Genomic DNA, 1,157 nt, shown 5'->3' with positions numbered 1-1,157 from the left:
GCTTGCCGGGATGTGGCCGGTTTTGTCTTTTCTAGTTCATGCCGCCCAGCATCTCGCCGATGCCGCCCTGGCCCATGGCCTGGTTGAGCGGGCCCATGGTGTCTTCGGCCAGTTTGCTGATCTTGGTGTGGGCGTCCTCGAAAGCACCGACAATCAGATCCTGCAGCGTCTCGACATCATCGGCGTCAACCACACTGGGGTCGATTTTGATGTCGGAGACTTTGCCGGTGCCGTGCATGGTGACCTGCACCTTGCCGTCGAGCACCTGGCCGACCACGGAGGAGTTGACGATCTGCTGCTGGGCTTCCTGAAGCTTGGCCTGCATGGCCTGGGCCTGCTGGATCAACTGGCTCATATCGGGCTGGGTCATGGTGGGGAAAAACCTTTCGTCAAACGTGCGTGATCATCAGTTGCAGTTGTGGTGGTACCCGCACTTCCCGCGGCGGGAGGTGCGGGTTACAAGTGTATACGTCTTCGTTTCCCGGCGCGGCCGGGGATGGGCGGTCACAGCCTGCGGGCGCCCAGCTCCTGGGTGAGCAAATCCATGGCGACCTCCAGGCCGTCACGGTGGTCGGAGCTTCCCCTGGTGGCCGCTTCCCTGATCATCTCCTCTTCCTCGCTCAAATCCTCCCCGATCGGCTGCGGTAGCGCAGCGCCCGGGGTGGCGGGGCCGGCGGTGTCCCGGCGTGCCGGCTGCGGTTTCCCGGGGGTGTCACCCCGGTCTGCACCGGTTGCGGCACCACCGCCGGTATCCTGCCGCGGCTCAGAGTGTGCCGGTGCCGCGGCCGCACAACCCGCGGCGGGGATATCGATGTCCATCTCTTCCGGGGGCGGGGGTGCGGCATCATCATCCCCCGGCTCCGGGGGAAGGGGAACACCACCGGCGAAATAGCCGTCCTGTGTCCCCGGCTGCGGGTCCTGCGCCTGCCGGCGCGGGCGCTCCCGCACCGGGGAAGCAGGTGGGGCGCCATCAGTGGCAGGGCCCCGGGATGCGGCAGGTTCCGGCCGGCTGGCCGCAGGACCGCGGCCGCGACTGCCGTCGGCCTCGGTCTGTGGTGCGGAGGTGTTCTTCCCGCCCGCGGTGCCGTCGGTGTCGGCGGCGGGGCTGTCACCGGCAGTGGCGGGGTCAGGTGTGTGCCCCGACGGCTGCCGGTTGC

At 68.1% G+C, this 1,157-nt stretch carries 1 protein-coding gene and 1 pseudogene; both read right to left on the bottom strand.

The window, feature by feature from the left end:
• Positions 1–31: 31 nt before the first annotated feature.
• Entirely contained in the window at positions 32–370 is a 339-nt protein-coding gene (locus tag JZY06_RS03720; protein WP_207118470.1) for a YbaB/EbfC family nucleoid-associated protein, read from the bottom strand.
• A 134-nt stretch (positions 371–504) separates the two neighbouring features.
• Positions 505–1,157: pseudogene (locus JZY06_RS03715) on the bottom strand (hypothetical protein); the annotation flags it as partial.

The organism is Corynebacterium mendelii (genome assembly GCF_017307055.1).
Lineage (GTDB): Bacteria > Actinomycetota > Actinomycetes > Mycobacteriales > Mycobacteriaceae > Corynebacterium > Corynebacterium mendelii.
The sequence above is the reverse complement of the archived record's forward strand: the minus strand, read 5'-3'. Positions and strand labels throughout refer to the sequence as shown.